The sequence below is a fragment of the Candidatus Flexicrinis affinis genome (assembly GCA_016716525.1).
GTDB classification, from domain to species: Bacteria; Chloroflexota; Anaerolineae; order Aggregatilineales; family Phototrophicaceae; genus Flexicrinis; species Flexicrinis affinis.
Genome location: JADJWE010000006.1, coordinates 187,973 through 211,824, shown reverse-complemented (window position 1 = coordinate 211,824; position 23,852 = coordinate 187,973). Strand labels below are relative to the sequence as shown.

The 23,852-nt window shown below is 62.3% G+C and carries 18 protein-coding genes; 4 read left to right on the top strand and 14 right to left on the bottom strand.

Annotation, left to right across the window (positions count from 1 at the left end; genetic code table 11):
* Positions 1–38 precede the first annotated feature (38 nt).
* The 3 genes from IPM16_16210 to rpsB form a co-directional block, all read right to left on the bottom strand.
* Positions 39–827 carry a UMP kinase gene (locus IPM16_16210; protein MBK9124645.1) on the bottom strand — a complete coding sequence of 263 codons (789 nt, stop codon included), beginning with the start codon at positions 825–827 and terminating at the stop codon, positions 39–41.
* 147 nt (positions 828–974) lie between these two features.
* Positions 975–1,595 carry a translation elongation factor Ts gene (gene tsf, locus IPM16_16205; GenBank protein ID MBK9124644.1) on the bottom strand — a complete coding sequence of 207 codons (621 nt, stop codon included), beginning with the start codon at positions 1,593–1,595 and terminating at the stop codon, positions 975–977.
* A 75-nt stretch (positions 1,596–1,670) separates the two neighbouring features.
* A complete protein-coding gene (gene rpsB, locus IPM16_16200; protein MBK9124643.1) occupies positions 1,671–2,549 on the bottom strand; it encodes a 30S ribosomal protein S2 in 879 nt (292 codons plus the stop codon).
* Positions 2,550–3,080: 531 nt separating this feature from the next.
* Between rpsB and IPM16_16195 the strand changes: the two genes are divergently transcribed.
* The 4 genes from IPM16_16195 to IPM16_16180 are packed head-to-tail and all read left to right on the top strand — an operon-like array spanning position 3,081 to position 5,956.
* The gene (locus tag IPM16_16195; protein ID MBK9124642.1) at positions 3,081–3,368 is read left to right on the top strand and encodes a transposase; all 288 of its coding nucleotides are present in this window, start codon (positions 3,081–3,083) and stop codon (positions 3,366–3,368) included.
* The gene (locus tag IPM16_16190) at positions 3,365–3,859 is read left to right on the top strand and encodes a transposase (GenBank protein MBK9124641.1); all 495 of its coding nucleotides are present in this window, start codon (positions 3,365–3,367) and stop codon (positions 3,857–3,859) included. Before IPM16_16195 ends, IPM16_16190 begins: the two co-directional genes overlap by 4 nt.
* Positions 3,852–4,220 carry a transposase gene (locus IPM16_16185; protein MBK9124640.1) on the top strand — a complete coding sequence of 123 codons (369 nt, stop codon included), beginning with the start codon at positions 3,852–3,854 and terminating at the stop codon, positions 4,218–4,220. The genes IPM16_16190 and IPM16_16185 overlap by 8 nt, the downstream gene beginning before the upstream one ends.
* 38 nt (positions 4,221–4,258) lie before the next feature.
* Positions 4,259–5,956 carry an ATP-binding protein gene (locus IPM16_16180; GenBank protein ID MBK9124639.1) on the top strand — a complete coding sequence of 566 codons (1,698 nt, stop codon included), beginning with the start codon at positions 4,259–4,261 and terminating at the stop codon, positions 5,954–5,956.
* 55 nt (positions 5,957–6,011) lie between these two features.
* On the opposite strand, the gene IPM16_16175 is transcribed toward IPM16_16180, so the two are convergent.
* From IPM16_16175 to IPM16_16125, 11 genes are all read right to left on the bottom strand, one after another.
* Positions 6,012–6,866, bottom strand: a complete 855-nt coding sequence (locus IPM16_16175) for a tetratricopeptide repeat protein (protein ID MBK9124638.1) — start codon at positions 6,864–6,866, stop codon at positions 6,012–6,014.
* A 26-nt stretch (positions 6,867–6,892) separates the two neighbouring features.
* Positions 6,893–8,098: a WD40 repeat domain-containing protein gene (locus IPM16_16170; protein MBK9124637.1), complete on the bottom strand. Its 1,206-nt coding sequence runs from the start codon at positions 8,096–8,098 to the stop codon at positions 6,893–6,895.
* Between the two features lie 121 nt (positions 8,099–8,219).
* Positions 8,220–9,266 carry an ABC transporter permease subunit gene (locus tag IPM16_16165; GenBank protein ID MBK9124636.1) on the bottom strand — a complete coding sequence of 349 codons (1,047 nt, stop codon included), beginning with the start codon at positions 9,264–9,266 and terminating at the stop codon, positions 8,220–8,222.
* A gap of 1,119 nt (positions 9,267–10,385) precedes the next feature.
* Positions 10,386–11,144 (bottom strand): phosphonate ABC transporter ATP-binding protein, encoded by a 759-nt coding sequence (gene phnC / locus IPM16_16160; GenBank protein MBK9124635.1) that lies wholly within the window; start codon positions 11,142–11,144, stop codon positions 10,386–10,388.
* Between the two features lie 81 nt (positions 11,145–11,225).
* The gene (locus IPM16_16155) at positions 11,226–12,251 is read right to left on the bottom strand and encodes a phosphate/phosphite/phosphonate ABC transporter substrate-binding protein (protein ID MBK9124634.1); all 1,026 of its coding nucleotides are present in this window, start codon (positions 12,249–12,251) and stop codon (positions 11,226–11,228) included.
* A 137-nt stretch (positions 12,252–12,388) separates the two neighbouring features.
* A complete protein-coding gene (locus IPM16_16150) occupies positions 12,389–13,762 on the bottom strand; it encodes a Glu/Leu/Phe/Val dehydrogenase (protein ID MBK9124633.1) in 1,374 nt (457 codons plus the stop codon).
* A gap of 297 nt (positions 13,763–14,059) precedes the next feature.
* Positions 14,060–14,749 carry a toll/interleukin-1 receptor domain-containing protein gene (locus IPM16_16145; protein MBK9124632.1) on the bottom strand — a complete coding sequence of 230 codons (690 nt, stop codon included), beginning with the start codon at positions 14,747–14,749 and terminating at the stop codon, positions 14,060–14,062.
* 12 nt (positions 14,750–14,761) lie between these two features.
* Complete coding sequence (locus IPM16_16140) at positions 14,762–16,972, bottom strand: CopD family protein (GenBank protein ID MBK9124631.1); 2,211 nt, start codon at positions 16,970–16,972, stop codon at positions 14,762–14,764.
* Positions 16,973–16,983: 11 nt separating this feature from the next.
* Positions 16,984–17,193 (bottom strand): hypothetical protein, encoded by a 210-nt coding sequence (locus IPM16_16135; protein MBK9124630.1) that lies wholly within the window; start codon positions 17,191–17,193, stop codon positions 16,984–16,986.
* A 253-nt stretch (positions 17,194–17,446) separates the two neighbouring features.
* Positions 17,447–18,898: a proline--tRNA ligase gene (locus tag IPM16_16130; GenBank protein ID MBK9124629.1), complete on the bottom strand. Its 1,452-nt coding sequence runs from the start codon at positions 18,896–18,898 to the stop codon at positions 17,447–17,449.
* A 189-nt stretch (positions 18,899–19,087) separates the two neighbouring features.
* Positions 19,088–23,596 carry a S8 family serine peptidase gene (locus IPM16_16125; GenBank protein ID MBK9124628.1) on the bottom strand — a complete coding sequence of 1,503 codons (4,509 nt, stop codon included), beginning with the start codon at positions 23,594–23,596 and terminating at the stop codon, positions 19,088–19,090.
* Positions 23,597–23,852 lie beyond the last annotated feature (256 nt).

The window sequence follows — 23,852 nt, the reverse complement described above, 5'->3', positions numbered from 1 at the left end:
TGTGTCCCTGATAACTGAAACTGGCGTCTGCAAACTTCCTACAGCAGCCCGCCCTCGTGGCTGACCAGCGTGCCGACCGAGGTATCGCCCTTGATCGCTCGCACCAGGTCGCCCTCGGCCTCAAAGTCCAGTACGAGGATCGGCATGTCGTTTTCGCGGCACAGCGCGAAGGCGGTCATGTCCATCACTTCGAAGCGGCTGGACAGCACCTGATCGTAGCTGAGATGCGTAAATCGCTGGGCGGTCGGGTCTTTCTTCGGGTCGGCGCTGTACACGCCGTTGACCTTCGTTGCCTTGATGACGATGTCGGCGTCGATTTCCATAGCGCGCAGGGCGGCAGCGGTGTCGGTGGTGAAGTACGGGTTGCCGGTGCCGCCGGTCATGATGACGACGCGCCCTTTTTCCATGTGGCGGATTGCGCGCAGGCGGATGTACGGCTCGGCGATGGCGTTCATACTGACGGCGGTCTGCACGCGGGTGGCGATGCCGATGCGTTCCAGCGCGTCTTGCAGCGCCAGCCCGTTCATGACGGTGGCGATCATGCCCATGTGGTCGGCGGTCGATTGCTCCATGCCGCGCTTGGTGCCGGTCGTTCCGCGCCACAGGTTGCCTGCACCGATCACGACCCCGATCTGTACGCCCAGCTCGTGGACTTCGCGGATTTTGTGGGCGATCACTTCGGCACGATTGGTGTCGATGCCGAAGCCCTGCGGGCCATTGAGCGCTTCACCGCTCAGCTTAAGCACAATTCGCCGGTACGGCCCGGGCGGGGTTACCGGCACTTCCTGAGAGGCGTCAACGGCGGCTTCAGTGGTCGATTCGATCATCATGGAGTCCCCTTCAACGAACGATGCTGACACGGTCGGCAGGCAAAAAAAGGGGACTAGCACATTGGCTAATCCCCATGCGGTGGGCTGTTTGGACAGCGAAGTGGGTGTGGAAATTCGTTCGCATCGGAACGCAGTATACCACAACTATTCGGTGTCAGCGCCACCCTGTCCGAGTGCGAAGCGCACAAAGCGGGCGATCTGGATGCTCTCGCCGACCTCGGCCACCGTTTCCTGTAGAAACTGCTGAATCGTCTTCGAGTCGTCGCGGAAGTACTGCTGCTCCATCAGCACGATCTCCTCGAAGAACTTGGCCATGCGGCCCTCGGCCACCTTCTCGGCGATGGCGGGCGGCTTGCCTTCTTCGACAGCGCGGTGGGTCTGAATTTCGCGCTCCTTGGCGACGATCGCCTCGGGCACGTCCTCGCGCCTGACGTATTCCGGCGACAGCGACGCGATATGCATCGCCAGTTCGCGGCAGAAGTTCTTGAACGCGTCGGTCGCGGCCACGAAGTCGGTCTCGCAGTTGACTTCGACCATCACGCCGAGGCGCTTGTTGAAGTGCAGGTAGGTCTCGATCAGACCTTCGTTCATGGTGCGGCCTGCGCCCAGCTTCTTGGCGGCCTTCGCGAGGCCCTTCTCGCGCAGGAAGTCGGCGGCCTTGTTCATGTCGCCGGCGAACTGTTCGAGCGCCTTCTTGCAGTCCAAGGGGCCTGCGCCGGTCATTTCACGCAGGTCCTTGACCATTTGTGCGGTGATTTCAGCCATTTCTGCTCCTATCGCCTGTGGTTCGGCTGGTTGTCGTAAAACAGCCCATCGCGGTTGCGGTGGGCTGGGTGTGCCTTATTCGTCGTCCGCGCTTTCCGCGCTTTCCTCGTCTCCGCCTTCGTCGAAGAGTTTGGCGTCACGAAGTTTGGCGAGGGTGGACTTACCCAGATACCGCTCGTCGTCCTCGTCCTCGTCTTCCTCTTCGTAGTCGATGACGGGGGCGGCGGCGCTGACGGCGTCGTCGTCAAAGCTTTCGTCTTCGGCCTTACGCATCGCCTTGCCTTCCTTCACGGCATCGGCGATGGCGTCGACCACCAGCTTGATGGCGCGCATGGCGTCATCGTTGCCGGGGATGATGTAGTCGATCACGTCCGGGTTGCAGTTGGTATCGACCAGCGCAAGCACCGGGATGTTGAGCGCGTTGGCTTCCTTGATGGCCGTTTCTTCGCGCTTGGTGTCGACGATGACCAGCATCTCGGGCAGGCGCTTCATGTCCTTGATGCCGCCGAGGCGCTGATTCAGGATGTCGATCTCGCGCTGAAGCATCAGGGCTTCGCGCTTGGTCAGCAGGCTGAACTCGCCCTTGTCGCGGCGGGCTTCCAGCTTCTTGAGCGTGTCGATGCGCTCCTTGATGGTGCGCCAGTTGGTCAGCGTGCCGCCGAGCCAACGCTCGTTGATGTACGGCATGCCGCAGTCGACAGCCGCCTTGAACACCGTCTCCTGCGCCTGCCGCTTGGTGCCGACAAACAGGATGGTGCCGCCCTTACGCACAACTTCCGCGACCATGTCGAAATAGGCGTTGAGGTTGGTCAACGTCTGGCGCAGGTCGATGATGTGGATGCCATTGCGGGCGGTGTAGATAAACGGGGACATCTTGGGGTTCCACTTCTGGGTGCGATGCCCGAAGTGGACGCCAGTTTCCAGCAGGTCGCGCATCGTGACCTTGGACGGCATGGGTACTACTCCTTGTGTTGGCGTTTCGACGATCACGCCCTTCATCCCGCCCCCCGCGACACCGTAGTGCCGACGCCGGAGGCCGGTCCAGACGTGTGAAATTAGCCGCAGACATGGGTCATGCGGCTGAACGAATTATATGGAAATGCAGCGCAACGGCAAGGGTGGGGTATCGCCGCAGATGCACTTCGATTGCTAAGGTGTCAGTGTGTTGGTAGAGGATTATGGGCGTATTTGTCTTTGCTATCAATGCTATAATGTCAGATTGTAACCAAGAGTTGCGGCTTAAGAGCCTGAGCGGAATGCAGTCCGATCGCACATGACAGAGAGCAAGATACGCAGATTTCTCCGCGAACTATTCTCGCACAACGACAGAGCAGGGGGTGAACAATTGTCGGAATCTGATGCGGCTCCGGTTCGTGCCAAAGTAGAGTCGAGTAGCGTAGAGTTCTACATTCGCAAGCTCAATGACCTTACCCCAGTTTAGCGGACGGAGAAAATGTCCGTTAGACTGAGCGTAAGGAGAGGACGATGGGACGCTACAAGAAGTACACCGAGGAGTTCAAGCGGGACGTGTTGGCGATGGTAGCGGAGAAGACGCGGACGATTGCGCAGATCGAACGCGACTTGGATCTGACGCCAGGACTGATCTACAAGTGGCAGCAGCGCTACCGGGTGCAGGACGAGCGGCTGGAACCGAGCGAAGCGCGGGCGGAGCAAGCGGAGCTGCGGCGGTTGAAGCGCGAGCTGGAGATCGTCAAGCAGGAGCGGGATATCCTAAAAAAAGCCATCCAGGTGTTCTCGCGGGGGGAGTCGTGAGCCGCTACCGGTTCATCGCCGAGGAGCGGAGGGTGTATCCGCTGCGACGGTTGTGTGCGGTGCTGAAGGTGTCGGTGAGCGGGTTCTACGACTGGCTGAAACGCACGCCCAGCCGTCGCGCGCAAGCCAATCACGGGCTGAGCGCACGGATCCGAGCGGTCCATGAGGCGAGCCGCCAGACCTATGGCACGCTGCGCGTTCAGGCGGAACTGCGGGCACATGGCGAGCGGGCGGGCAAGCACCGGATTGCGCGGCTAATGCGCCAGATGGGCTTACAGACCAAAGGGCGACGGCGCTTCCAAGACGACTACCCAGCGCGATGCGACCCACCGCCGCGCTCCGAACCTGCTGGCAGGCGACTTCACGGCCAAGCAGTCGAACGAAAAGTGGCTGTCGGATATCACCTACATCGCGACCCGCGAGGGATGGCTGTATCTGGCAGGCATTCAAGATGTGTTTTCGCGGCGCATTGTGGGGTGGGCGATGAGTGACCGCCCGACCAAAACACTGGTCTGTGACGCGTGGAGGCTGGCGGTGGGGCGGCGTGGTGCACCGCGCTTGCACCATTCCGACCAGGGCAGTCAATACACCAGCGACGACTACCTGAGTCTGTTGGAGAACGACCAGGTGACCCTCAGCATGAGTGATGTCGGGCGCTGCTATGACAACGCCATGCAGGAGAGCTTCTGGGGAACGCTGAAAACCGAGTGCGCCGACCGTCCGTTTGCGACACGCGCGGCAGCTCGCAAGGCGATCTTCGAATACATCGAGGTGTGGTACAACCGTCAGCGGCGGCATTCAGCCTTGGGCTATCTCAGCCCTGCTGAATTCGAGCAACTCACTTGCCCCTGACACTCTGCCCGTCCGTTGAATCGGGGTTAGGTCACAAATTGCTCAATGGTAAGGAGATAGCGCTCTCACCAGACACACTCATTGTCCTTATTGGAGCAAATAGCTCCGGTAAGAGTACGATTTTGCGCGAGATCACGCGGCGGATCCAAACTCACGACACACGTTCGAGCACGTCAGGTCTAGTGATAGGAGATGCAGAAACTGTTAGGCGTGGGAATCCACGAGAATGGGTTGACTGGATGAGATTGAACTTCCCGACCGTGATTGACGGCGGTAAGCGGATGTTCGTCACGATCGACGAAAAACTAAGCGAAGAAGAGATCAATGCTGGTTTAACTGTCAAACCAGTTGACTCATTTTCAACATACACTTCGGGACTGTTTCATGAGAAGTTCGCGCATTTCCTGATCCGCTCACTTAATGCTGAAACGCGGCTGAACCTGACACGGCCGGTGCGTAGAATCGATGTTCTGAACGAGGCACCCAAACATGAGTTTCACGCCTTACAAGCTAATTCACAGGTGCTGAAAGCAATCAATTCAGAAACTGGAGCTGCATTTGATGTTAGCCTCATGCTCGATCCGGGGCTTGGGGTAGATATCGGCATACGTATCGGAAAACAGGTTCCGTGGACAGTAGACGATGACAAAACTTCCATGACTTACCTGAAAGCATTACGAAACAGCACTACGCCGTTGGAGCAAGAGGGTGACGGCATACGTAGCTTCTTAGGTTGTCTACTCGCATTGAGGTGTAGTCCGTACAAGGTGTTCTTGGTCGACGAGCCGGAAGCGTTTTTGCATCCACCACAGGCTCGAAGATTAGGCAGACTATTGGCCGATACCGCACAACAAGAGGGTCGGCAAGTAATCGTTGCAACTCACAGCAGCGACATCATCAAAGGGGCTCTCGATTCTGATGGTGCAGTTCAGATTTGCCGAGTCGAACGAATAGGAAATACCACTAGTATATATACACTCGACAATCAAGACCTCCGGCACCTATGGAAAAAGCCGTTGCTTAGGTCTACGGATGCAATTCAGGGAGCGTTCCACAAGGGTGTTATTGTTTGCGAAGGAGATGCGGATTGTCGATTCTATGAAGGTCTCGCACTCGGACTAGATGGTGTCGCACCGATCGACATCCACTTTGTGCATGGTGCTGGTAGCGCGGGTCTTCCGGCCCTAGCTGCTTCGTACATAGAGCTGCATGTGCCAGTGGCCGTGATTGCCGACTTCGACGTATTGCAGGATGCTGCAAGATTCAAGTCGGTTGTCGAGTCACTCGGTGAGGATTTTTCGCAGATTCAGTCGAAATTCGAGAGCATCAATGCAGATCTCAAGCATGTTGCGCCTGTACGCGACAAGTCATCTATCGCTACGACCCTGCGACGACATGCAGACGAACTGGAAAATGGTAAATCCCTGAGTGTTGAGACTATAAAGAAGATCGATCGCGAACTCGCGGAAGCAAGCGCGTGGAGCCAGCCCAAGCAGCATGGAATCAATGCACTAAAAGGCCAAGCCCATGAAACGTGCAAAACGCTCCTCCAAGAGCTTGCAGAGATAGGCCTATTCATAGTACCGGTCGGAGAACTTGAAGGCTGGGAAAGAGGACTCCCTGCTTCAAAATCGGAATGGATCTCCGACGCCCTCCGCAAAGTCGACGATCCCGAGAGATTTGGTCAAGCACGCTTGTTCATCAACCGCGTCGTGAGTTACCTCGCCGCCAAGTAATGGAGCTCGAAATCGCGTGCAGAGTCCGATCTCGAGAAGATGCGGACATGTCTATCTACCGGCTTAACGCCCGCAACCGTTCGATGCGCGCCGGGTCGCTGGCGGTGAGCCACGGATCGTGGCTGAGGACGCCGTAGGCCGCGGCGAAGTGCTTGCGCGCTTCCGGCCCGCGCCCTAACGCCAGCAGGCACTCGCCGATCTCTTCCTCGGTGTACCCGTTCGGATCGCTGCCGCCGTACTGTACGAGCAGGTCGGTCTGCATGGTCAGCGCCTCGTCGTACAGCTCCAGCGAGCGCAGGCAGCGGCCCACGCACCACGCGGCGATCCGGATCGCCTGCTGCTCGCCCTGCACCTCGCGGAACTGCAAGGCGTCGAGGAACACCTGCAAGGCGAGGTTGTAGTCGCCCAGATCGTGATACGCCCAGCCGAGGTTGTTGTACAGCGATCCGGCCCAATTGCGCGCCCGAGCGTCGCTGCTGTTGACGGCGATGTCGAGCGCCTGCGCGTTCCAGTCGAGCGCCGCGCGGCCACCTGTTACGATCGCCAGCATGTGCGCCGCGTCGATGGCGTAGAAGTCTTGCTGCGTATCGCGCGCATAGCCCCACGCCCATTCGAAGTGCGGGAACGCCGCCCCCGGATCGCCGGCCGTGTTGATCAGCCGTCCGCGCTCGAGGGCCAAACGAACCGCCGCCCGCGGCATGTCCGGCGTGAGCAGCGCCTGCGCGTCGTCAAGCAGGGCGTGGGCTTCGTCGAAGCGCATTTGCAGGCCCATCGCCCGCGCAATCTGCGTGAGCAGCTCGGCCTCCAGCGCCGGGTCGCCGGACTGCTCGGCCTGCGGAATCAAGGCGCGCAGCCGCATCTCCGAGCCGGCCGGGTCGTTGTAATCCCACTGCGAATCGATGTCGATCATGCCAATACTATAGCGCGGACTTGCGGCTAATTCTCATGTTCCGCCACGCGAACTAAGCGAAATCCTGAGCCCCAGTCATTCACGGTCTGAAATTGACCGTCTGGACTGTGCCCGGGCTGCCACCGATTGATCAGGCTGATCCGCGGTTGTCGCAGCTCGGGCGGAAGTTTCTCAATGCAGCTGATCGTCTGCTCGACCGCGAACAATTTTGCGTCCATAACGATAATGTCGCCATGCGAAGAATGTGAGCAGTTAGAGAAGTTCGCCACGAGACTCTTGTGGTCGGTCGAGAAGTAAACCGACGTGAATGCGCTGAATGGCGGTTCGATTGGAAGTCTCCGCGCCTTCCAGAATCCGGGCTTCCAAATGAGGATGTCGTCACGAGTCGCCGCCACCAAGTAATCACCGTCGGGATGCCATTCTGCACTATTTACAGGAATTGCATAGTTTAGGGAGGTGGCGAACTTACCTGTTGCTGTGTCGTAGATGTCGACAACCCACTCCTCACGGTAGACCTTACTGGTTGTTGCGCGCCCGTACGTGTGGACTGCCAAGTACGTGCCATCCGGCTGCCACGTTATCAGCAAGGCGTAGTAGCGCGCCCTGTTGAACGTGTGCACGAGGTCGCCAGTAGTCGTATCGAAAACTCGCGCCCGGCCGTATTTGTCGCCCAAAGCGATCCACCGCGAATCTGAACTAAACGCATAGGTGTGCGTAAGTACGTGATCCTCGATCCTGCCTAGAGACGAGAAACTCGTTGTGTCCCACACCAGAATGAGGCCGTAGCTATCCCAAGTAACGATGCGAGAATCATCATTCGACCACGCCACGCTCCGCAAACCCTGTACGTCCAGATGACCTCTGAGTACAGCAGTCGGCTCACTTCCCCCTGCCTCATAGATTTCGACGGCCCCGTAGTATCCTGCGCCGCGGGTCACCGCGAGCCACTGCCCGGTGTTGCTTGGCCACTCGACCTCCACAATTTGCATCGAGTCGTTCCAGTAGTAACCGTACTCCGGCACGACCCGATCTGAAGATTGTCCGGTCAGGGTTGCAACGTCATACGCCCAAACAGAACCGGATTTCGTCTTCACATAGAACGAATCGCCGGAATCGTCCCACACGATGACTTCCGGCGCACCGCGCCCGAACGTGAACACGACGTCATCTTGGGCTGTGATCCCGTCTGTAAACGCAGCAATGAGCAGAAACGCTATGACCAATGCGCGCATGTTTCCGCTGTCCTGATGCCCCGGCTGACTTCACCGATCTATGGCAGCCCTATACGACTCGAAGTGTTGGGCTATGCTCGTTTCTCATCACTTCACACTCAGCACTGCAGGGGCCTTGTGGCTACGTGTACCGCTCGCGGATGGCCGCGCTGAGGTAGTCGAGCACCGAGACGACGAGCGCAATCGCCAGCACTGCCACGCCCGCGTCGCTGTAGCGCAGCAGGTTGATGTACTGGTTGAGCAGCAGGCCGATACCGCCGCCACCGACGAAGCCGATGATCGTCGACATGCGCACGTTGATGTCCCAGCGGTACATCGTGAAGGCGATGTAGGGCGGGACGATCTGCGGCACGACGGCGTAGATCACCGTTTGCAGGTGATTGGCGCCGGTCGACTGCAGCGCCTCGATCGGGCCGTTGTCGATCGTTTCGATCTGCTCGCTGTACAGCTTGCCAAGCGAGGCGATCGAGTGCAGCGTCAGCGCGAGCACGCCGGCGAACGGGCCGATGCCCACCCACACCACAAAGATCAGCGCCATGATCAGCGGTTCGATCGAGCGCAGGGCGTTCAAGATGTTGCGCGTGAAGCCGTACAGCACGTCGCCGATGGCGAACGATCCGCGCACGCCGCTGAACCCGCCGGCCGTGGCGCCCAGCACGAGGCCGATCGTCATCGCAGTCAGCATATAGGTCGGCAGCGTGACGAGGCCGAGCAGTGAGCCGTTCTCGACCGGCGGCAGCGTGCCGTCGATCAACGTGCGGCCAACGTTGAGGATCAGGAACGTGGCGTATCCGGAAACCAGCGCCCCGGCGAGGCCGACCAGCGAACGCACCGTGCGGCCCGTGTTGGTCACGAGGAAAACCGGCGGCGGCGGGAAGAAGCGGTTCACGATACCTGTAATGGCAGCGCGTCCCAACAGCGCCCCGACCAACACCGGCAGCAGGCCGAGCAGTGCCGCGCCCATCGCAACCGCGGCGACGGCACCCATCGCAAAGGCGCCGCTGATGCCGCCGAGCACCGCGCCGATGGCATGGTTCGCCGCGCCGGTCACGGTGCGCAGGATCGGCTTAACAAGTTCGTTGACGAGTCCGGGAAGCATGAGCGCCGCGATCGCACCAGCGATGAGAGGGGTTGCCAGCTCAATGATTCCGCCGAGAATGCCGACCATCCGGCCGATGCTGTTCAGGATGCCGGAGAGCAGATTTCCGTCCGGCTCGAAGCGCGACGCGAGGTCGCTGAGGCCATCCTGACCGGCAATTCCGAACCCGCCAATCAGGCCGATGACCGCAGCCACCACCACCATTGCAGCAAGCCGCGTGGCGATCTGCCGGAGTCGGGCGAGGCCCGTGTCAGGTTGCAGCGTGGTCGTGCGCGTCGCGGCCGTGACGCCGACCAGCAGGCTCAAGCCGATGACGGCAGGTGTGGCGTTGAAGGCGCGGAAACTGCCGATCTCGAACGTGAATCGCATCACTTCGGTCAGCAGCCATGCCCCAAGCAGGAAACCGAACGGCAGCACCGCCAGCCACAGCATCGCGCTGCCCAACTGCATCTTGATCGGGCGCATCAGGTTGTACGCGGCGAAGAAGCTGATCGCCACCGAGATCGGGATCGAGATGGTGGTCGCCATCAGCGCCATAAAGATCGTCTCGATCATACGGCGAATGACCTCTTCCAGCGTCGGGCTCGCGTACGGCGTCCCGATCGGGATGACGACGCCCAGTTCAAGCCGATGGACTTCCCCGGTCGTGCCGGCGATGCGCGGGATTTCGATGTAGCCCGAATAGCCGCCGTCGGAATGGATAAAGAACTGATTGCGTCCGCGCGGTGCATCTTCGCTTACGAACACATCCCGCGGGCGGCCCTCGCCCGAGGCGGTCACCCAGCGCAGGCCGCTGCGCGCGTTGACCGGCAGATTGCCGATGCTGAAGAATACGCGGTCGCCCGGCTCGCCACAGGCCGGTTCGATCGTGAGGGCGGGTTCGCCCGTGGCGGCCTGCGCCACGTCCGGCAGGTCGCCGGTATCACAGCCGATGCGGAACTCTGTGCCGAAGATTTCGGTCTCGGTGTCCTGATCGAATAGATTGGGACTGAGCAGCTCTTGCAGCGCGCGGGTGACGCCTTCCTGCCGTGGCAGTTCCTGTGGCTTGACGAGGTCGATATCGGTGATCGTCCAGCCGTAGCTGTAGATCAGGAACCCAGCCGTGATCGCCGCGATCATGAGCAGACGGCGGAGTGCCTTGCGAGAATCGGTTGGAGGCGTGAGCATGATGGCTTTTCCGTCCTACGCCTAGTTGATCTGGACTTCCACGGCGTCTTCGCCGTAGATTTCCTTGAAGCGAACGTTGTCGATTTCCTGCGGGCCGCCGTCGAACATCAGCACGCCGTCTTTAAGCGCGATTACGCGATCGGAGTAAGCCCGCGCGAGCGAGAGGAAATGGAGGCTGCACAACACCGTGATGCCGTCCTCCTGATTCAGGATTTCGAGGTACTTCATCACGCTGTGCGACGTCGCCGGGTCGAGGCTGGCGACCGGTTCGTCGGCCAGCATCAGCTCGGGCTGCTGCATCAGCGCGCGAGCGATTCCGACGCGCTGCTGCTGACCGCCACTGAGCGCGCTGGCTCGCTTGTATGCCTGCTCCTTGATGCCGACGCGCTGCAGATTTGCCAGCGCCTCGTCTCGGTCGCTTCTGGGGAAGTAATTGATGAAGCTGAACAGCGGGTTGGTATACCCGAGCCGCCCTTGCAGCACGTTGGTGATGACCGACGAGCGTTTGACGAGGTTGAACTGCTGAAAGATCATGCCGATGCGCCGCCGGATCGCGCGCACGTCTTCCTCGTTGGCCGCGGTGATATCGATGCCATTCCAAATGATGCGCCCGTGGGTCGGCTTGATCAGTCGGTTGATGCAGCGCAGCAGGGTCGATTTGCCGGAGCCGCTCAAGCCGATAATCGAGACGAACTGGCCGTCCGGAATCTCGAGGTTGATGTTGTCCAGCGCTTTGAAGCCGTTGTCGTAGATCTTGGTGAGGTTTTCGATAATCAGCATCGCATGTACTCAAATAAAACCGGGCAGGGAGGTGCCTCCCTGCCCGTAGTATACCCAACGGGTGCTAAGGCCGAAACGACCTTAGTTGCCGAAGACGTCTTCTTCGGTCAGGCCCAGCACGTCGAACTGACCGCGCACGATGTCATACAGGCTGGGGCTAACGCGCTCGAGGCCGCTCCAGCCGTAGAAGTCCTCGCTGCCGATCGACTGCGCCCATTCCTCGGTCGCCGAGAACTCGATCAGCGCGTCGACGATTTGATCGGCGAGTTCCGCCGGGAAGTCCGGACCGAAGCTCAGGGTGTCATTGGGGATCGGGGCGCTGAGGCGCACGATCTTGACGGCGTCGATCACGTCCGGCGCGGTCTCGCGGATGTTGGCGCGGGCGTCGAGGATACGCAGGTTGCCGACGTACAGGTTGCCGTCGTCACCGATGTACGAGTCTTCAACGGTCAGGTCGTACGGCTCGGGGCTGTCGCCGATGCTCCATGCGCCAAATTCGCCGACCGGCGGGCTGAAGAACGTGGTGCCGAAGTCGGCCTCGCCGTTGTAGACGGCGGTGACGACGTTGTTGTGGCTACCGGCCTCAACCAGCTCGCCCGGCTCGATGCCAGCCAGACCCAGCTCGACCGACGGGAAGATGAAGCCGGAGGTCGAACCGGCATCGGGGTAAGCCCAGCTCTTGCCGGCCAGGTCGTTGAAGGTGCGGATTCCGCTATCACGGCGGGCGATGTAGGCGGCCCAGTAGACCGGCCAGCCGCGGCGGACGGCTGCGGCCGAAACCTCGACACCGCAGCGGTTGTTGGCGATGACGTAGCCAGCGGCCGGGATGAAGCCCATCGAGCTGTCCGGCGCGGCGCACATGGCCTCGACCGTCGCCGCGTACGACGTCGGCACGAACACCTCGAAGCTCAGGCCAGTCGCGGCTTCCAGTGCCTGCGCCATGACCTCGCCACCGGAAACGATGACACCCGCCTCAACCGACGGTACGAAGTACACCTGAATCGGGTTGCCCTCCGAGCCAAGCGCGTCCTGCGCCAGCGCGGACGGAACGACGGCGCCAACGATCAGCAGCGCCACAATAGCAACTATCACAAAACGAGAACGCATACAGCCTCCTGAGTTACGATCGAATGACCACTTGCCATGTACAGGTGATCGGTGATCACGGGTTAAAGATTAGCGTTTTGTTGTTAAGCCACGTTTAAGACATTGGCGGGTGATCGCCAAAATCCCGGTTAACATCGCTAGACGCCCATTTCAAGGTGTGTCTGCACGATCTTCTTGATCGCCACGTAGAACGCCGCCGTCCGGAAATCGGTGATCTTCTCGTTGCGGTGGAACGCTTCGCTGATCTCCTGATACGCCAAGCGCATCGTATCGTCGAGGCCGGAGCGCACCAGCGTAAGCTCGTCGGAGTCGAGGATCAGCCCGTTGCGCAGCGACTCCGGCAGCTCGCGCCCGGTCATCACCTCCAGCGCGTCCATCAGCCGCTGGCTGCGCATCTCGTCCAACCGCCGATCCATGCGCCCGAAGCGGATGTGCGAGATGTTCTTGATCCACTCGAAGTACGAGACGGTGACGCCGCCCGCGTTGACGTACGTATCCGGCAGCACGACCGTGCCGCGCGCGCGCAAGCGCGAGTCGGCGTCGAACGTGACCGGCCCGTTAGCCGCCTCGACGATCAACGGCGCTTTGATGCGGTCGACGTTTTCGAGCGAGATCTGGCTTTCCATCGCGGCCGGGATCAAGATGTCGCACTCCATCTCCAGTCCGCCACGCCCATCCGATTCGAAGCGCCCGCCGGGGAAGTCCTTGACGCCGCCGGTTTCGACGATGTGCGCGCGCAGGTGGTCGATGTCGATGCCGTCCTCGTTGATCACGGCGCCATCGCGTTCGATCACGCAGATAACCCGCACGTCATCCTCGGTCGATAGGAACTTGGCGGCGTGATAGCCGACGTTGCCCAGTCCCTGTACAACGGCGCGCTTCCCGGCCAGCCCCGGCGAAAGCCGCGCGAGCTGCACGTCGTCGCGGTGGCGGAAGAACTCGCGGATGACGTACTGCACGCCGCGTCCGGTAGCCTCGACACGGCCGCGGATGCCGCCGTGCTCGGGCGGTTTGCCGGTCACGCATGCCAGATAATTGATGTCGGTCGGGTTGAGCGCCTTGTACGTATCGGCGATCCACGCCATCTCGCGTCCGCCGGTGCCCATGTCCGGCGCGGGGACGTTGGTTGCCGGGCTAATGTAACCCTTCATGTACAGCTCTCGGGCGAAGCGGCGGGTGATGCGCTCGAGTTCGTCGACGCTGTACTGGCGCGGGTCGATCTCCAGCCCGCCTTTCGACCCGCCGTACGGCACGTTGACGATGGCGCACTTGAACGTCATCAGCGTCGCCAGCGCGATGACTTCGTCCTGATGCACGTCAGGTGAATAACGAATGCCGCCCTTGACCGGCAGGCGGTGATCGCTGTGCGTGGCGCGCCAGCCGCGGAAGATGCGGTATTCACCGCTGTCGAGGCGCACGGGAAACTGGACTTCGAGGACGCTGTTGCAGGCCTTGATGAGTTCGGCAAGGCCGGGGGGCAGATCGAAGTGCGTGAGGGCACGGTCGATCATGTGGTGGACGTTCTGGCTAAAAGAAGCGGCGGGGCGGTCTGTGACGGCCATAAGGAATCCTTTCACGTGACTGGACTATTCGATAGAGCAATCTCCGGGCGTTGCGATGGTGCGGCTGATTGAACAGGTGCGCGACCGAGTATAACGCAGTGGGGAGGAGCCAGTTGGCAGGAGTCAGGAATCAGAAGTCAGAGGTCCGGCCGCGTGAACTGTGCCTGATCGGGGCGTAGTGACGAGTATGGTCAGCGAGCGAGGAATGCGGCGGATTCTCAGCACTCATCACTTGCCACTGCTCGCCTATTCCCCCGGCGTGGCGGTGATGCGCGGTGTCGGCGATGGAATGTACGTCCCCTGCGACGTGGCCGTAACGGTGCCGATCAAATACTCGCGCAGGCGTGTCGGCACAGCGGTCACTGTCAGCTCGAACTGGCTGATAGCGAACTGCCCGACTGGAATCAACGGCTCGAGCGTCGGGGCGATGAGCGTGTTGCGCTGATCCATGCGGGCCGTCTCCACCGCGTCGAACTCGTCTTGCGGTGCGCGAATGCCCAGCACGCCGACCCCGTACAGGCCGATGGCGAAGATAGCGATGGCGATGATCGATACCACAATCGCCGCGCGGCGGTTCGACCGGCGCAAGCTCGCCGTGTGGGTCGTCAGCGGACGCGGCGCGTTCGGCGCGGTGAGCTCCGCCACGCGTGCCTTGATCCGATCGAACGGGTACGCCCCCTCACGCAGGTCGAGTGCGTCGAGATGGTCGATTACGCGCGGGAGCGGCGCGTCGTCCAGCCGCAGCGGGATGACGTGCTGGCGCAGTTCTGCGGCCTCGTCGATCTGGCGCAGCACATCGGCGTCGGCGGCCGAGGCGCGCGAGATGAGCGCGATTAGGAGGGTGCCGGGGCCTTTGATCTTCGCGGCGCTCAAGTCGGCAGCGAGCTTTTCGGCGAGCGCAGCATCGGTGTCATGGAATGCGAGATTCACGGGCATGGGACGGATTCCTTATCCGGGACGGAGTGCGAAACGAGCATAATTCACGACGTCCCAGCGCTGGGCGTCGGTCAGGGTATCACAAGGGGGCAGGCCGCGGAAGCCGTCGCGGGTAAATGCAAACAGCTCTTCGTCCCGCGTGCGGTCGAGGCGGATCGTCAGCGCCTCCCAGCCGGGTGAGTCGGGCGACCAGCCCGCGCACGCCGACCCGAACAACGCCGCGCCACGTGCGAGCGATTCGGCGTCAGGCAGTGTCGGGTTGACGACCTGCGGCGGCGGATTGACGGTCGCGAAATAGCGTTCGTTCTCCGCTGCGATGAACAAGTATCCCGCCGCCAGCGCCGCGCCGGAGCCGAACACGGTGACGATCACGATCGTCACTGCCTGCGGCGAAAGGTCGAGCCGACGGTACAGCGCGCGCCACACCGGGCGCAGGGCCGCGATCAATGCAGCAATCGCCAGCGCCAGCGCGCCGGCCTGAACGAGGTTGAGCGGGATAGTCGCCTCGACCGCTGCGTCCGGCGCGACATCGAACGTGAACGCGGCGCGGGTCGTCTCGCCGTCTGGTGTGGCGACGTCGATCAGCGTCCACCACGCCCCCTCGCGGTCGATGTCTGCGTTGACCGTGGCGTAGCCGCCGCTGTCGAGAGGTTCGAAGTGGCTCCATGGCGCGCGCACGTCGCGCTCGGGGCTGACGGCTTGCATCGTCACGCGGGCGTTGGTGACGGGCTCGCCGGCCCGCGTCACGGTCGCGTCGAACGTGTTAATCCCCGGCCCGCCCGGGCTGATCGAAAGCGAAACGGTGAGATCGTCGACGGTCTGCACGGCGGTCAGCGGCGCGACGGCCACCAGCGCATCGGACGGTACCGGTACCGGTGTCGCAGTCAACCAACCCGCACCGGCCAGCGCCAGCACACCGAACGCCGCCTCGATCCGCAGCGTGCGGCGCCACCCGCCGATGCGCTCGACCCAGCCCGCCCACCGGTCGAACCGCTGCGGGTTGAGCGCCGCGTGATGCAGCGCGCCCACGCCAACCAGCGCGGCCACCAGCGTCAGCTTGACCAGCAGGCTCAGGCCGTACGAACTCGTGACCAGATCGGCCGGGCGAACCCACAGCGACGCGCTGAACACGCCGGTCGCAATCACGATGAACAGACATGCTGCGGCCAATGGCGAGAAGCGACGCAGCGCGGCGAGCAGTGCCTTGCGCGCAGCCTCACGATCGAGCGGGCGCAGTGCAGCAGGCAGGACCGCCGCCAGCGCGGCCAATCCGCCGACCCACAGCGCAATCGTCAGCAGGTGTGTCCAGTCGTTGAAGACTGCCGCCCACGCCGCCGCCCGCGATCCGGGCGCGTGGCTCACCACGCTAAGGCTGCCGAGCGCGAGCGCCAGCCCCCACATCGCGGCCGACCACATCGGCCGGGTGAGCTCGGGTTGGCTGCGGCGGTTGATGAACGCTGCTGCGATCATCACCGCGGTGATGCCGACCACCAGCATGCGCGCTGTCCATACTTGGCCGAAGAACGTCGAACTGCGCACGACGCCCCACAGCGATTGGGACAGCACCAGCCCGAAATCGACGCCGAAGAACGTCACTGACTGCTGCAAGAGCGCGGCGATCTGCGCGACGATCGTCATGCCCAAGCCGATGGCGAGTACGAGCGTCAGCCGATTCATCACGCGCGGAGGCAGTCCACCGGCAGGATGCGCCGCGCTGCCCCACGCCGGACGCAGCACCCATGCATACAGCCCGACCGCGCCGAAGCTCACGATCAGCCCGATGGCGGTTAAGGCACGCCACACGGCCTCGACCACGTTGACACTGGCGTCGACACCACTGCCGACCCCGGCGACCTCGCCGCCGACGAAAAACACGCGCGTCTCGGCGATGACGTGGCCGTCGCTGGCAAACGCGAGGCGTAGATCGGCGATGTAGGCGCCGTCAGGAAGATTGGGCGGTAGGGTCGCGCTCAACAGAGCGGTGTTGTCCGGGTCGCTTCCACCTTCAGCGATCACCTCGCCGGCCGGGGTGCGCACAGTCAAGCTGGAGAAGGCCGGTTCGAGGCTTTCGCTGAACCAGTACTGCACGCGCGCCGGGGAACGCTCGAGCACGGCGCGGTCGTTGGGCACGGCCCGCACGAGGAATCCGTGCGCGCTCGCCCCGAAGGAGAGCAAGCCGCCGGCGATCAACAGCACGGCAAGGAGAACGGTACGGCGAGACATCGGCACGGGCGTTACTGAAGGGTGAATCGGTCGGGCGAGTCGTCGGCCGGTGCATCGAGCGGAGACGCCGGTTCGTCGTCGTCGATGTCGCGGTCTCCGATCGCGCGACTGCGCACCCACGCGATGCCCATGATCGCGAGAAACACGACAAATACGGAAAGGAAGATGATCTCGTCCCAAGAGCCGAGCGCGCCGTGGGCGAGGAAGATCGGCAAGTTCATTGCGGATGCCTTTCGAACGGCCGCTATTTTAGCAGAATGCGCTCGGGTTTGTGCGGTATTTCACGAGGGGAGGAGTCTGGATTCAGTCGTCAGGTATCAGAAGATGGCTGTCCGCCGCCAGTCGTCAGGCCTCAGGAGGCGGGATTGAGGACGCACAACATGCGGATTAGAGAATGGAGACAAAAAACGGCGCGTGGTCTGCGCCACACGCCGTATCCTGACTCCTGAAACCTGATTCCTGAGACCTTCCCGCCTAATACGCCCGCGCGAACAGCGCGACGCGGTCGGCGGTCTTGCCGGTCAGGAAGCACCGACCGGTGCCGCCAGGCTGATCGAGAGGGAAGCAGCGCAGGCTCGCGCCGGTCTCCTCCTTGATGCGCGCCTCGTCGGCGCTGCCGCGGGCGTCTTCGCCAGCCCACCACACACGCGCCCAGCCGTCGGCCTCGATCACCTGCTTGAACTCGTCGTAGGTCGACACGTCGTGGATGCGGCTATCGCGGAAGGCGGTCGCGTCGGCGAGCAGGTTGGCCTGCACTTCGGTCAACAAGTCGCGCACCGCGTCCACGATGCCGTCCTGCGAGACGAACCGCTTGCCGTCACGGCCGGGGATGTCGCGCCGCGCGAGCACGGCGTTGTTGTTGGCGACGTCCTTAGGGCCGATCTCCATCCGCACCGGCACGCCGCGCATCTCCCAGTCGTTGAACTTGAAGCCGGGAGTCTCCTCGCGGTTGTCGACGTGGATGCGGACGCCGGCGGCCTTGAGTTCTTTGGCAATTCGCTCGACCGTCGACTCGACGGCGACGCGCTCCTCGTCGGTCTTGTAAATGGGCAGCAGCACGACCTGAATAGGCGCGACCATCGGAGGCAGACGCAAGCCCTTATCGTCGCCGTGCGCCAGCACGATCGCGCCGACCATACGGGTCGACAGTCCCCAGCTCGTCGTCCAGCACAGTTCCTCGACGTTGTCGCGCGAGAGGTACTTGATGTCGAACACCTTGGCGAAGTTCTGGCCCAGGTTGTGCGACGTGCCGCTTTGCAGCGCCTTGCCGTCGCGCATCATGCCTTCGATCGTGTACGTCCGCAGGGCGCCGGCGAACTTCTCGTTCTCGCTCTTCAGCCCCTTGATAACCGGAATCGCCGCCTCGGTGATCGCAAAGTCGGCGTAGATGTCGAGCATTTGCAGTGTCTCGAACTCGGCTTCCTCGTGCGTCGCGTGGGCGGTGTGCCCCTCCTGCCACAAGAATTCCGCCGTGCGCAGGAAGGGACGCGTACGCAGTTCCCAGCGAACGACATTGGCCCACTGGTTTATCAGCAGCGGCAGATCGCGGTAGGACTGGATCCACAGCGCGAACGCCTCGCCGATGATCGTCTCGCTGGTAGGCCGCACGACCAACGGCTCTTCGAGCTGCTTGCCCCCGCCGATGGTGACGACCGCCAGCTCGGGGCTGAAGCCTTCGACGTGCTCGGCCTCGCGGCGCAAGTAGCTCTCGGGGATGAACAGCGGGAAGTACGCGTTCTGGTGGCCTGTCGCCTTGAAACGCCGATCAAGCCCATTGCGTACGGCTTCCCACACTTCGTAGCCATACGGCTTGATAATCACGCATCCGCGTACCGGCGACGGGGCAGCCATGTCCGCGCGGTAGATGATCTCGTTGTACCACTTCGAGACGTCTTCGCTGAGTGGAGTGACTGCTTGCTGCGCCATAACGATCCTTTTCGCTGCGCGGAACATAAACGATCCTGCGGGATGCAGGTCGCCACATTATACGGGCCGACAGCGCGGCTTGGGTAGTTCAGAACTGGGGGTATCAAGCGAATATCCCGCAGATACCCCCAAAAAGAAACGCCCGGCGCACTGCTGCGCCGGGCGTCGTGATCGTCAGCGGACGATCGGTTAGTTCTTGCCGCGGAAACCGTTCGGCGCGACCGGTACCGGAAGCACGTCGCTGCGAACGACCTCGCGCGGGATCGCCTGCGTCCACAGCATCGACATATCATCGAGCCAGAAGCTGCCGGTCGCTGCGCCCGGCTTGATCTTGACCTTGACCTTCGCCACCTGCAGCAGGATGTCGATGTCACCGGTGAACTCGGTCGCCGCATACGTGCCGGTCGGCAGGTCGAGTGTCACCTTGGACTTGGTGTCGTCGGTGTACTTGACATTGAAGATCACCTTCGCGCCGGCCGTCAAGTTCTTGGCCGCGGCATACACGCTGAGATCGAGGTGCTCGCCGGTGTTGCCCCATGCGGGCGCGGTATGCGTCTGCGAGAGGTTGCGGCTGGGTGATGCGCCAACCCCGAACTTGAAGCGGAACACGCAGCTTCCGTCGGTCGCCGGGAAGTTGGGCTTACCGCAGACCCGCTTGTCCTTCGTCGTCAGCAGCTTGCCCGTCCAGTCGGCGGCTTCGCTTTCGCTGGCGCCGGCGGTCTCGAAGCTGCCGTTCAACAGACGTTCGGCCTGCTCGGGCGTGACATCGAAGCCGAACGGCGCGTTGCTGGCGGTCGTATTGCCGTCGGTGTTGTAGGCCGTGACCGACCACGTATAGCTGCCGATTCCGAGCTGGGCCTGTTGGCCGGCGTCGAGCGTCGCGCTGTTGGTCACGAGGCTGGCGATGGTGATGATGTCGCTTGCGCCGTCATTGACCGTGAAGGTGTAGGTGTCGGCATCCGACGAGGCGGTCCACTCGAACGTCGTCGGGACGGTCGGCAGGTTGTAGACCGAGGCATCCGCCGGCGAGGTCAGCGTGAAGGCGCCCGGAGGTACCAGCGGTGGGTTGATCGTGAAGCCGAACGGCGCGTTGCTGGCGGTTGTGTTGCCGTCGGTGTTGACCGCCGTGACGCTCCACGTGTAGCTGCCCGCGACCAGCAGAGCCTGTTCGCCCGCATCCAGCGTCGTGCTGGTGCCGGCGATGCCAGTCTGCGTGATGATGTCCGACACGCCGTCATTGACCGTGAAGGTGTAGGTGTCGGCGTCACTCGACGCGGTCCACTCGAACGAGGTCGGGACCGTCGGCAGCGTGTAGACCGACGCATCCGCCGGCGAGGTCAGGGTGAAGGCGCCCGGCAGCACGGGGGCCGGATCGACGGTGAAGTCGAACGGCGCGTTGCTGGCGGCCGTGTTTCCAGTGATGTTGACCGCCGTGACGCTCCACGTGTAGCTGCCCGCGACCAGCAGCGCCTGTTCGCCCGCATCCAGCGTCGTGCTGGTGCTGGCGATGCCGGTCTGCGTGATGATGTCGCTCACGCCGTCGTTCACCGTGAAGGTGTAGGTGTCTGCGCCGCTCGACGCCGTCCACTCGAAGGAGGTCGGGACCGTCGGCAGCGTGTAGACCGAGGCATCCGCCGGCGAGGTCAATGTGAAGTCGCCCGGCGCATCAGGCACGAAGTCGAAGTTGACGACGAACGTGCCGGCTGAGGTTGTTGCGGTACTCGACCAGCGCGCGACCAGCACCAGATAGGTCGTACCGCCCGACATCGGGAAGTCGTTGATGAGCGACTGCGAGCCTGTGCCGCTTTCATCATCGCATGCCACCTGCGTGAGCGCCGAATACGTGCCGGTGAAGATGGCGATCATCGTATCCGCCGCGGAACCGGAACTACCGTTGGTATTGATGTCGAACACACCATCTCCGGACGGCGTGTACTGATACCAAATCGAGTTCGTTCCGGTGCGCGGGAAGCCGATCGTGCAGTCCCCCATCGTCTGAACGGTGGGATCGCCCGCGGAGATCGTGGCGTACGGCACGCCCGACTCGGTATCCGTCGACGGGAAGGACGACACGACTTCCGCGTTCTGGGCGAAATCGTTGTCGGGTGCGAGGTTACAGTTCGACGGTTCCATGCGCACGACGTTCGAATACACGCCGAAGCTCGCCGTGCCGCTGTTGTAGCTGCGGACACGATAATCGTAGACCGCGCACGGTGTAATCGGTGTATCGGTGTGGGTCGTCGTCGGGGCTGGCACCGTGGCGATTTCGGCGAACGCGCCGGACAGCGCAGGTTTGCGCTCGACGCGGTATTCGGTGGCGCTGGCTACGCTCGTCCATGACAGGTCGACCCCATCGACGACGCCTGTCGCGCTCAGCACCGGCGGCGCTTCATTGATGACGAAGTTGACGCGCAGGGTACCGTCGAACGACATCGGTACAACGCTCCAGCGGGTAACGTAGATGTAGTACGTCGTGCCGCCGTTCATCGTGAAGTTCGAGATCTGCGACAGCAAATTCGCGCCGCTGAAATCGTCGTTGCAGGCGACCTGCGTGAGCGACCCCGGAGTCCCGGTGTAGATCGCGAGGATCGTGTCGTTGAACGCGGGGTTACCACCGCCGGTGATGTCGGACGACAGCGTATCGACGGACAGGCTGATCGGGCCGACCGGCGTGATGCTGTACCACACGCTGTTCGAGCCTTGCGCGGGGCCAGCGAAGCGGCAGCTCGGCGACGGATCGCTCGGGCTGATCGTGGCGTAACGGATGTTCGGCTCTACGTCGAGATAGTCGCCCGTCACCACTTCCACGTTCTCAATCAGGTCGTTGTCCGGCGCGCACGGGCCGACGGTCACTTCGTTAGAGTAGGCCGAGAAGTCTCCGCTGCGCTCGGCGCGCACGCGGTAGCTGTACTGACCACAGGCGAAGCCGCTGTCGGTGTGCGTGATGCTGTCGGCCGGCAGCGAAACGAGATTGCCCCACGGGCCGCCGTTGTCCGATCGCTCGACGTGGTACGCCGTCTCGTCGGTGGCGTTATCGGCCCAGTCGAGCTGCACCGAGCTGGACGTCAAGATCGTCGCGGCGAGCGAGGTCGGCGCCAGCGGACAAGCGCGGGTCGTGGCGGTCGCAACGTTGGACCATTGCGAATAGCCGGGGCCGGTCGTGTCGACGCCGCGCACGCGGTAGTAGTTGGTGCCGCACAGCGTCGCAAGGTCTGACAGTGCCGTGACATCAGTGCCGGTCGTTCCCAGCGGCGCCCACCCCGCACCGTCCGGCGAACGCTGCACTTCGTACTGGTCTTCGCCGGCGATGTCGTCCCACGTCAGGTCGATCTGCGTGGCGTTGATCGGGGTCGCGACCAGATTGGTCGGCGTCGGCAGCGTGATCGCCAGTGCGGCGAAGGCCGAAGCCGCGTTGATGCGCGGATACGTCACGCTGTTGCGGTAATCGACGATCGGGTCGCCGGTCGACTCAATCAGATCCTCAAGCTGGGTTGGTGTGAGCGATGGATCGAGCGAGAGCAGCGTGGCCGCGATGCCGGCGGCGGTCGGGCTTGCCATCGACGTGCCGCAGATGGTGTCCATCGCGGTCGGGCTGCCGGTCCACTCGGACGTGATCAAACAGCCGGGCGCAAGGATGTCCATCAACTCGCCGGCACCTTGAGTCGCGGTGGTGTTCGAGTAGCACGTGACCTTGTCGGGCTGGCCGTTTTCGGTGCAGACACTAAAGGTCGCGGTGAACACGGCGTCACTGGTCGAGCCGACGCCGATGGCGCCGGTGACGCAGCCCGGGGCGCTCACGTCAACGATCGAGGCGTCGTTGCCAGTCGAGACGAAAACCGCGATCCCGAGTGCGTTGAGATTGGCAAACGCCGTCACATAAGACGCGTTGTCAAGATCGCAGGCCGCTTGCGTGGCATAATTACCGCCGCCGAGGCTCATGTTGACGACGTTGGTCTGCCACGTCGCGTCATTGCTGATGACGGCATTGAGCGCGTTGAGGATGTTCGTGTCACTCGTGCTGCCGAGGGTGAACACCTTGAGGGCGATGATCTCGGCATCCGGGGCGGTGCCGCCAGAGCCGGTCACGATACCCGAGACATGCGTGCCGTGGCCATCCTGATCCAGTGCGCTGCCCGGGCCGGACGTGCCGGCGGGGCAGTCCGCTTCAGTCCGGAAGCATGCCTCATAGTAAAGGTCGTCGCTAAGGTTGACATGCGTGCCGTTGATGCCGCTGTCGACGACCGCCACACGCGTTCCGACACCGGTGTAACCGGACGTGTGCACGTCGGAGATCTGCGTGATCGTGTTCGATTCGAGATCGGAGAGGAACCGTTCCTGATCGAGGTTGATCGCGCGGACGTTGGGCAAGCCGGTCAGGACCGCGAGCGCCTCAGGCTCGATAGACATGGACAGCACGGCGACGTGCGAGTACTGCGCTCTCAATGCGTACGTGCGCGGATTGAGAGCGTTCAGCACAGTCGCTTGCGCAGCCGCTACGGAGTCGCGGACTTGTTGGAGGTTGCTGGAGACCGGAACATCGAGCGTGACCAGCACGTTCGCCGGGCCTGACTTCAGGGCCTGTGCGACCCCTTCGCTGACGTATACGTTGGGTTTGACGGTTTGCGCCTGTGCCGCAGGTAAAACGGCGACCAGCGCAAGCACAAGGACCAATAAGACAACTAGACGGCGATACTTCATAGTTTCGACCCCTCCATGAGGCCCGCAGAACAGAAACTACGAACTTCCCACGACAGAACCACGCGTTCGCAGAAGGTCTGTATGGGAAGCACGTGGGTTCGGCGAGAATCACACTGACCCGCGTGATCGTGCCGCGGGCCAACATGGACCTCACAGAATCCCAACAAGGATGATAGCAGGCTTAACGCCGCGGCGTTTGCTGAGAAATGTTGAGGAATTACAAGTTTCGTATGTTGTGCCAAATAAAACTGCCGCA

Excerpts from the sequence above, each read along its gene's own strand:
- IPM16_16210 (MBK9124645.1), bottom strand. The coding sequence starts at position 827 with ATGATCGAATCGACCACTGAAGCCGCCGTTGACGCCTCTCAGGAAGTG.
- tsf (MBK9124644.1), bottom strand. The coding sequence starts at position 1,595 with ATGGCTGAAATCACCGCACAAATGGTCAAGGACCTGCGTGAAATGACC.
- rpsB (MBK9124643.1), bottom strand. The coding sequence starts at position 2,549 with ATGCCGTCCAAGGTCACGATGCGCGACCTGCTGGAAACTGGCGTCCAC.
- IPM16_16195 (MBK9124642.1), top strand. The coding sequence starts at position 3,081 with ATGGGACGCTACAAGAAGTACACCGAGGAGTTCAAGCGGGACGTGTTG.
- IPM16_16185 (MBK9124640.1), top strand. The coding sequence starts at position 3,852 with ATGAGTGACCGCCCGACCAAAACACTGGTCTGTGACGCGTGGAGGCTG.
- IPM16_16175 (MBK9124638.1), bottom strand. The coding sequence starts at position 6,866 with ATGATCGACATCGATTCGCAGTGGGATTACAACGACCCGGCCGGCTCG.
- IPM16_16170 (MBK9124637.1), bottom strand. The coding sequence starts at position 8,098 with ATGCGCGCATTGGTCATAGCGTTTCTGCTCATTGCTGCGTTTACAGAC.
- IPM16_16165 (MBK9124636.1), bottom strand. The coding sequence starts at position 9,266 with ATGGTCGGCATTCTCGGCGGAATCATTGAGCTGGCAACCCCTCTCATC.
- phnC (MBK9124635.1), bottom strand. The coding sequence starts at position 11,144 with ATGCTGATTATCGAAAACCTCACCAAGATCTACGACAACGGCTTCAAA.
- IPM16_16155 (MBK9124634.1), bottom strand. The coding sequence starts at position 12,251 with ATGCGTTCTCGTTTTGTGATAGTTGCTATTGTGGCGCTGCTGATCGTT.
- IPM16_16150 (MBK9124633.1), bottom strand. The coding sequence starts at position 13,762 with ATGATCGACCGTGCCCTCACGCACTTCGATCTGCCCCCCGGCCTTGCC.
- IPM16_16145 (MBK9124632.1), bottom strand. The coding sequence starts at position 14,749 with ATGCCCGTGAATCTCGCATTCCATGACACCGATGCTGCGCTCGCCGAA.
- IPM16_16140 (MBK9124631.1), bottom strand. The coding sequence starts at position 16,972 with ATGTCTCGCCGTACCGTTCTCCTTGCCGTGCTGTTGATCGCCGGCGGC.
- IPM16_16135 (MBK9124630.1), bottom strand. The coding sequence starts at position 17,193 with ATGAACTTGCCGATCTTCCTCGCCCACGGCGCGCTCGGCTCTTGGGAC.
- IPM16_16130 (MBK9124629.1), bottom strand. The coding sequence starts at position 18,898 with ATGGCGCAGCAAGCAGTCACTCCACTCAGCGAAGACGTCTCGAAGTGG.
- IPM16_16125 (MBK9124628.1), bottom strand. The coding sequence starts at position 23,596 with ATGAAGTATCGCCGTCTAGTTGTCTTATTGGTCCTTGTGCTTGCGCTG.